This is a genomic window from Streptomyces sp. NPDC002776 (assembly GCF_053592195.1).
In genome coordinates, this window is record NZ_JBSFVG010000013.1 from 235852 (window position 1) to 243898 (window position 8047).

The following is an 8047-nucleotide window of genomic DNA, read 5'->3' on the forward strand; positions in this document are numbered from 1 at the left end:
TAAGCATGATCGATGGGGGTGCGGGGCTGAACGAGATCATCCGGTAACGGCGCGAAGGGAACAGCACGAAGGGCCGGCACCAGAACGGTGCCGGCCCTCCGCACAGGCAGCGCCTGCGTCAGCTCAGGGACGCCAGCACCTCGTTCCAGGTGGCCGACGGACGCATGACCGCCGCCGCCTTCGCCGGGTCGGGCTGGTAGTAGCCGCCGATCTCGGCCGGGGAGCCCTGCACCGCGTTCAGCTCCTCGACGATCTTCTGCTCGTTCGTCGTGAGCGTCTCGGCGAGCGGCGCGAAGGCCTTCGCCAGCTCGGCGTCGTCGGTCTGCCGGGCCAGCTCCTGCGCCCAGTACAGGGACAGGTAGAAGTGGCTGCCGCGGTTGTCGATGCCGCCGACGCGACGGGTCGGGGACTTGTCCTCGTTGAGGAAGGTCGCCGTGGCGCGGTCGAGGGTGTCGGCGAGGACCTGCGCGCGGGCGTTGCCCGTGGTCTTCGCGTAGTGCTCCAGGGACGGCACCAGGGCGAAGAACTCACCGAGCGAGTCCCAGCGCAGGTAGTTCTCCTTGACCAGCTGCTGGACGTGCTTGGGCGCGCTGCCGCCGGCGCCCGTCTCGAACAGACCGCCGCCCGCCATCAGCGGGACGACCGACAGCATCTTGGCGCTGGTGCCCAGCTCCAGGATGGGGAAGAGGTCGGTGAGGTAGTCACGCAGCACGTTGCCGGTGACCGAGATGGTGTTCTCGCCGCGGCGGATGCGCTCCACCGACAGCTTGGTGGCCTCCACCGGCGGCAGGATGCGGATGTCCAGGCCCTCGGTGTCGTGCTCCGGCAGGTAGGCGTTGACCTTGGCGATCAGGTTGGCGTCGTGCGCGCGGGTCTCGTCCAGCCAGAAGACGGCCGGGTCGCCGGTGGCGCGGGCCCGGGTGACGGCCAGCTTCACCCAGTCCTTGATCGGCGCGTCCTTGGTCTGGCAGGCGCGGAAGATGTCGCCCGCGGAGACCGCCTGCTCGATGACGACCTCGCCGTCCTGGTCGACGAGGCGCACCGTGCCGGTCACCGGGATCTCGAAGGTCTTGTCGTGGGAGCCGTACTCCTCGGCCTTCTGCGCCATGAGGCCGACGTTCGGGACCGAGCCCATCGTCGACGGGTCGTAGGCGCCGTTGGCGCGGCAGTCGTCGATCACGGCCTGGTAGACACCGGAGTACGACGAGTCCGGCAGCACCGCGAGGGTGTCGGCCTCCTGGCCGTCCGGGCCCCACATGTGGCCGGAGGTGCGGATCATGGCCGGCATCGAGGCGTCGACGATGACGTCGGACGGGACGTGCAGGTTGGTGATGCCCTTGTCGGAGTCGACCATCGCCAGGGCCGGGCCGTCGGCCAGCTCCGCGTCGAAGGACGCCTTGATCTCGGCGCCCTCGGGCAGCGCCTCCAGGCCCTTGTAGATGCCGCCGAGGCCGTCGTTCGGGGTCAGACCGGCGGCGGCGAGCTGCTCGCCGTACCGGGCGAACGTCTTGGGGAAGAAGGCGCGCACGACGTGGCCGAAGATGATCGGGTCGGAGACCTTCATCATCGTGGCCTTCAGGTGCACGGAGAACAGCACGCCCTCCGCCTTGGCCTTGGCGACCTGCGCGGTCAGGAACTCGCGCAGCGCGGCGACGCGCATCACGGAGGCGTCGACGACCTCGCCCGCGGTGACCGGTACCGACTCGCGCAGCACGGTGGTGGAGCCGTCGTCGCCCTTGAGCTCGATCCGCAGCGAACCGGCCTCGGAGATCACGGCCGACTTCTCGGTGGAACGGAAGTCGTCGACCCCCATCGTCGCCACGTTCGTCTTGGACTCGGCGGTCCAGGCGCCCATGCGGTGCGGGTGGTTCTTGGCGTAGTTCTTGACCGAGGCGGGGGCGCGCCGGTCGGAGTTGCCCTCGCGCAGGACCGGGTTCACGGCGGAGCCCTTGACCTTGTCGTAACGGGCCTGGATGTCCCGCTCCTCGTCGGTCTTCGGGTCGTCCGGGTAGTTCGGCAGCGCGTAGCCCTGGCTCTGGAGCTCGGCGACAGCCGCCTTCAGCTGGGGGATGGACGCCGAGATGTTCGGCAGCTTGATGATGTTGGCCTCGGGCGTCTTCGCGAGCTCACCGAGCTCGGCCAGGGCGTCCGGGATGCGCTGGTCCTCGGTGAGGTACTCCGGGAACACCGCGATGATGCGGCCGGCCAGCGAGATGTCGCGCGTCTCCACGGCGACACCCGCCTGCGAGGCGTATGCCCGGACCACCGGCAGGAAGGAATACGTCGCCAGGGCCGGGGCCTCGTCAGTGTGCGTATAGATGATGGTCGAGTCAGTCACCGGGTGCTCCGCTCCACGTCTGCAACATTGCTCGACATCAAGATATCTCGTGATCGCCCTCGACTCGACAGGGGTCCGCACACGCGTGTGAGGGCGGGGGCGCGCGTACGCGTGTGCGACGGGGGAGAGAAGTTTCGCCGGAAGTGCAACCTCCACGGCCGTTCCTGCGGTCATGCAGGTGGATCACTCATCCGAGGCGATGGCCGGACCTGACCACCCGGCCACCCGAGCGAAGGCAGAGCATGAGAAATCGCACCAGAGTGACAGCCCCGGCCGCCCTCATAGGCACGGCCGCCGCGCTGAGCCTCGCACCCCCGGCCCACGCCGCCGGGGGCCGGAGCGGCACCCCGGGCCCCGAGACCCTCGGCGACCCCGTCTACCCGGCCCTCGGCAACGACGGGTACCGCGTCTCGGCGTACCACCTCGATCTCGCCTACGACGCGACGACCCGGCTCGTCGACGCCACCGCCACCCTGCGCATCCGCACCACCCAGGCCCTGACCCGGTTCTCCCTGGACGCCCTCGGCCTGGACATCCGCTCCGTCCGGGTCGGCGGGCGCGCCGCGACCTTCGAGCAGGCGGGGGAGAAGCTGCGGATCACCCCGGCCGCGACCCTGCCGAAGAAGGCATCGGTCACCGTCTGCGTGGAGTACGCCGCCGACCCGCGCCGCAGCCTGCCGCACACCGGCTGGGTCCCCACCCCGGACGGGTTCGCGGTGGCCTGCCAGCCGGACTCCGCGCACACCGTCTTCCCCTGCAACGACCACCCGGTCGACAAGGCCGACTTCACCTTCCGTCTCACCGTCCCCGCTGGCCTGCGCGGGGTGGCGAGCGGACACCTCGTGCGCACCGAGCAGCTGGCCGGCGACCGGACCGCGTACACCTACCGCTCCCGCTCGCCGATCGCCACCGAGGTCGTGCAGATCACCGTCGGCGACTACGTCATCAAGGACCGGCAGGGCCCGCACGGGCTGCCCCTGCGGGACGTCGTGCCCACCGCGCGGGCCGCCGCCCTGGAGCCCGCGCTGGCGCTCACCCCGGCCCTGGTCGAGTGGGTCGAGCGGCGCCTGGGCGCCTACCCCTTCGAGACGTACGGCCTGCTGCCCTGCAACTCCGACCTCGCGGAGCCCTTCGGCTTCACCGGCCTGGAGACCCAGACGCTCACCATCTACCGGCCGAAGTACCTCCTCCAGGAGGAGTCGAAGATCGGCTCGCACATGATGCACGAGCTGGTCCACTCCTACTTCGGCAACAGCGTCTCCCCCGCCGCCTGGTCCGACCTGTGGATGAACGAGGGACACGCCGACTTCTACGGGCTGCTGTACCGCTACGAGCGCGGCTGGCCGGACTCGCTCGGCATGACCACCATGGAAGCGCGGATGAAGGACACCTACGCCAAGGGTGACCAGTGGCGCGCCACGTCCGGTCCGGTGGCCGCGCCCAACGCCGCCAACCTCTTCGACTCCCAGCGTTACCTGGGCGGCGTCCTCGTCCTGTACGCCCTGCGGCAGGCCGTCGGCGAGGACGCCTTCAACGCGTTGGAGCGCGCCTTCCTGGAGCGCTACCGCAACGCGTCGGCGACGACCGAGGACTACATCGCCGTCGCCTCCGAGGTGTCCGGGCAGGACCTGTCGGGCTTCCTGCGGGACTGGCTCTACGGCACGAAGACCCCGCGGATGCCGGGGCACCCGGACTGGACGGTCAACCCGGTGGCGTCGGCCCCGGCCGCCCCGCGCAAGCGGCGGAGCGGCCACCACGACAACTCGGCCACTCTCTGAGGGGCCGGTCGGGCGGGGGTCGGTGAGCAGGGGCCGGTGAGCGGGGGTCAGTCGAGCCGGGCGGAAGGGATGTCGCCCGGCTCGTGCTCCGCGCCGTGCTGCTCCCTGCCGCGCTGCTGCGGTATCGCCACCGACCCCTGCTGGATCGCCACCGTCCGGGTGGGTGCCGGGATGCGGATGCCCTCCCGCTGGTAGCGCTTGTGCAGGCGCTTGATGAACTCGTGCTTGATCCGGTACTGGTCGCTGAACTCGCCGACGCCCAGGATGACGGTGAAGCCGATCCGGGAGTCGCCGAAGGTGTGGAAGCGGATGATCGGCTCGTGGTCCGGCAGCGCGCCCTCGACCTCGGTCATCACCTCGGCGATGACCTCGTTGGTCACCCGCTCGACGTGCTCCAGATCGCTGTCGTAGGAGACGCCGACCTGCATCAGGATCGTCAACTCCTGCTCGGGACGCATGAAGTTGGTCATGTTCGTCTTCGCGAGCTGCCCGTTGGGGATCACGACCAGGTTGTTGGACAGGTTGCGGACCGTCGTCTGGCGCCAGTTGATGTCCTCGACATAGCCCTCCTCGCCGCTGCTCAGCCGGATGTAGTCACCGGGCTGGACGGTCTTGGAGGCGAGGATGTGGATGCCCGCGAAGAGGTTGGCGAGCGTGTCCTGAAGGGCGAGCGCCACCGCCAGACCGCCGACGCCCAGGGCGGTGAGCATGGGCGCTATGGAGATGCCCAGGGTCTGGAGCACCACCAGGAAGCCGATGGAGAGGACCAGGATCCGGGTGATGTTGACGAAGATGGTGGCCGAACCGGCGACACCGGGCCGGGACTGGGTGACCGTCCGCATCAGCCCGGCGATCCCGCGGGCCACCGCCAGCGTCACCATGAAGATCAGCAGCACGGTCAGGGTCTGGTTGACGTGGTGCTGGACCGTCTTGGTCAGCGGCAGCGCCGCGCCCGCGGAGGCCGCGCCGCCGAGGAACGCCGCCCACGGCACCACGTTCCGCAGCACGTCCACGATGAGGTCGTCGCCGCTCCACCGGGTCCGGTCGGCGTGCTTGCCCAGCCAGCGCATCAGCATCCGGAGCAGAAACGCCGCCAACAGGCCCGCCGCCACCGCGATTCCGGCGATGACCAGGTCGTCCATGGTGAGATCCCGCTTCACCGGTCACCTCCGGTGAAAGAAGCGGCGGCGACATGCTCCGCCGACGGCCGGATGTGAAGTTTCGTCACGTTGTCCCCTGCTCGATTTCCGGGCGGTACGGTCGCGTGCCGTTCGGGCACGACGGCTCATCCTGCCGTATCCCGCACAGCAGTTCGCACCAGGTGCGGGGCCTTCGGCCACCTGCGCGAAGGGCGGGGTGCCGCATCGGGCGGAGCGCGGACGGACCCGGGCGACGCGCCTGCGTACGCTACGGCCCGGCCGGCCGCCGAACGCTCCGGGACGACTGGTCTCCGCCCGCTTCAGGTTTGCAGGTCCCCGATCGCTCCGGGCCCATAGGCCCGGCCGCTTCGGGTGCCGCAGGTCTCCGGCTGCTGTAGGCCCGCTGGCGCCCCACTGCTACGGTCCCGCCGATCCCCGATCGCTCCGGTCCCGCCGATCCCCGATCGCTCCGGTCCCGCAGGCCCCGATCGCTCCGGGCCCGCAGGGCACCCGACCGCTCCGGTCCTACAGGTCCCCGAACGCCCCATGCCGTCCCGCCCCCGAGGCGAACCGTGCCGCTCCCTCCAGGCTCTCCGTCAACACCCCCGCACCGTGCCGCAGTTCCGAGCGCAGCGCGGCCTCCTCGTCCAGGCCCTCCTGGTCGAGGACGGAGGCGCGGTCGGCGCGCAGGCAGGCCTGGGGGAAGGCGGCGATCGTGGCGGCCAGGGCCTCGGCCCGCGCGCGAGCCGTGCCCGGGGGGACCACCCGGTTGACCAGCCCCATCCCGTACGCCTCCGGGGCCGCCACCGGCCGCCCTGTCAAGATCATGTCCAGGGCGCGGCTCGTGCCGATCAGCCGGGGCAGCCGTACCGTGCCGCCGTCGATCAGGGGGACACCCCAGCGGCGGCAGAACACGCCGAAGACGGCGTCCTCCTCGGCGACCCGCAGATCGCACCAGAGCGCCAGCTCCAGGCCCCCGGCCACGGCGTACCCGGCGACCGCCGCGATCACCGGCTTGGACAGCCGCATCCGGGTCGGGCCCATCGGGCCGTCGCCGTCCTCGGTGACCTGGTTGCCGCGCTCGGTACCGAGGGCCTTGAGGTCCGCGCCCGCGCAGAACGTCCCGCCCGCACCCCACAGAACCGCCACCCGCGCCTCCTCGTCCGCCTCGAACTCCCGGAAGGCGTGCGCGAGTTCGGCGGCCGTCGGGCCGTCCACGGCGTTGCGGGCCTCGGGGCGGGACAGGACGACCGTGGTGACGGGTCCCTGGCGTTCGACGCGGACGGGCATGGCGAAATCCCCTTCGGTGGGCGACGACCACGGGAGTCTCGCACGGGGAAGGCCCCGCCCCACGGCGGCTGTCAGATCACCTTCCAGCGCACCAGCGCCCCCAGCGTCAGCGCCCCCGGCAGCATCGGCAGCCACACCGTGATGATCCGGTACGCCAGCACCACCGCCGTGGCCACCGCCGCCGGGCCGCCAGCCGCCACCAGCGCCACGATCAGCGCCGCCTCGACCGAACCGAGCCCGCCCGGCGTGGGGATCAGCGCGACCGCGACCGTCGCCGCGAGATAGGCGACCGCCACGTGCAGCGGCGGCACGTCGAGGCCCAGCGCCTCGCCCACCGCGACCAATCCGGCCGCCTGGAGGGCCGGGAACGCGAACGCCCCGCCCCACAGCGCCAGCGCCCGGGAGGCGCGGGAGTGCACCGAGCGGGCCTCGCCGAGCGCGGTGCGCAGGAAGGAGGCCACGGTCGTGCGGACCCGGCGGATCAGCGCCAGGACGCCCGCCGTCAGCAGGACCGCCGCCGCTACCGCGAGGAGCAGCGGGCCCACCGCCGTCCCCTCCGGCAGCAGACTGCCGAGCCGCAGCGCGTCGGGGAAGGCCAGCAGCAGCGCCGCCAGCAGGGCGAGCCGGCCGATGGACTCGGCGAGGAGATACAGCGCGAGGGCCGCCGAGGAGCGGGCGAGCGGCAGCCCGCACACGGTCATGAACCGCAGGTTGACCGCGCTCGCGCCGAGGCCGGTCGGCAGCAGATGGTTGGCGGCGCCCGCCGCGAACTGCGTGGCGAGCAGCCGCGCCGAGGGCAGCCGTTCGACCACGGCGCCCTGCCGGCAGCACGCCGCGGCCACCCAGGTCAGGCAGGTGGCCCCGGCCGCCGCCAGCAGCCAGGGCCACTCGGCGGTGCCCAGCTGCGCGAAGCCCTCGGTGAGCACGGCACGGTGCCGCACCGCCACCACCGCGACCAGCACGAGCGGAAGCAGACACAGGATCTGCCGGACGGGGACGCGTCGGGGGAGTCGTCCCGGGGGCGGGTCGGAAAGCTGTACCGCTGTCACAGTCGGAGAGGTTCTCCGCGCCGCGCCAACTGCGGGTTGCGGAAACAGGGCTTCCGGCTTACGTCCGGTCATCGGGACCCCCGGCCCGGTCGGCGCCTTGACCTCAAGGAAGGTCGAGGTTCTACGTTCTCCCCCATGAGCATGGAGACCACAGCGTGGACACAGCTGCACACCGTCATGAACGCCGAGCACGAGCGCCGCCCGTTCGCGCGCGACACGCTCCGCCGCATCGGCGCGTTCGCCCGCCCCCACCGCGCGCGCATCGCGCGGTTCGTCGCGCTCGGGGTGGCCACCGCGCTCCTCGCGGTGGCGACGCCCGTCCTGGCGGGACAGGTCGTCGACACGATCGTGTCAGGCGGCTCTACCTTCTTGATCGGGTTGATCGAGCCATTCGTAGGGTTGGATCGCCCAGGGGTGCCGGGTGTGGCTATCAGGCTGCTGCCAGCTCGTGGC

Annotated in this window: 5 protein-coding genes and 1 pseudogene; 2 read left to right on the forward strand and 4 right to left on the reverse strand. The window is 71.5% G+C overall.

The window, feature by feature from the left end:
• Window positions 1-118: 118 nt before the first annotated feature.
• Window positions 119-2338, reverse strand: coding sequence for an NADP-dependent isocitrate dehydrogenase (locus ACWD11_RS25720; protein ID WP_389419005.1), 2220 nt, complete (start codon window positions 2336-2338; stop codon window positions 119-121).
• Window positions 2339-2580: 242 nt separating this feature from the next.
• Between ACWD11_RS25720 and ACWD11_RS25725 the strand changes: the two genes are divergently transcribed.
• A complete protein-coding gene (locus tag ACWD11_RS25725) occupies window positions 2581-4116 on the forward strand; it encodes a M1 family metallopeptidase (protein WP_451285765.1) in 1536 nt (511 codons plus the stop codon).
• A 47-nt stretch (window positions 4117-4163) separates the two neighbouring features.
• Here ACWD11_RS25725 and ACWD11_RS25730 read toward each other — a convergent pair whose 3' ends face one another.
• From ACWD11_RS25730 to ACWD11_RS25740, 3 genes are all read right to left on the reverse strand, one after another.
• Window positions 4164-5276, reverse strand: a complete 1113-nt coding sequence (locus ACWD11_RS25730) for a mechanosensitive ion channel family protein (protein ID WP_451285767.1) — start codon at window positions 5274-5276, stop codon at window positions 4164-4166.
• Window positions 5277-5780: 504 nt separating this feature from the next.
• Entirely contained in the window at window positions 5781-6545 is a 765-nt protein-coding gene (locus tag ACWD11_RS25735) for a crotonase/enoyl-CoA hydratase family protein (RefSeq protein ID WP_389419002.1), read from the reverse strand.
• 71 nt (window positions 6546-6616) lie between these two features.
• Complete coding sequence (locus ACWD11_RS25740; RefSeq protein WP_389419001.1) at window positions 6617-7666, reverse strand: lysylphosphatidylglycerol synthase transmembrane domain-containing protein; 1050 nt, start codon at window positions 7664-7666, stop codon at window positions 6617-6619.
• Between the two features lie 63 nt (window positions 7667-7729).
• On the opposite strand from ACWD11_RS25740, the pseudogene ACWD11_RS25745 reads away from it, so the two are divergent.
• Window positions 7730-8047, forward strand: a pseudogene (locus ACWD11_RS25745) (ABC transporter ATP-binding protein); the annotation flags it as partial.

Bases quoted from the DNA above. Each gene is read 5' to 3' on its own strand.
- ACWD11_RS25725 (WP_451285765.1), top strand. From the start codon at position 2,581: ATGAGAAATCGCACCAGAGTGACAGCCCCGGCCGCCCTCATAGGCACG.
- ACWD11_RS25740 (WP_389419001.1), bottom strand. From the start codon at position 7,666: ATGACCGGACGTAAGCCGGAAGCCCTGTTTCCGCAACCCGCAGTTGGC.
- ACWD11_RS25735 (WP_389419002.1), bottom strand. From the start codon at position 6,545: ATGCCCGTCCGCGTCGAACGCCAGGGACCCGTCACCACGGTCGTCCTG.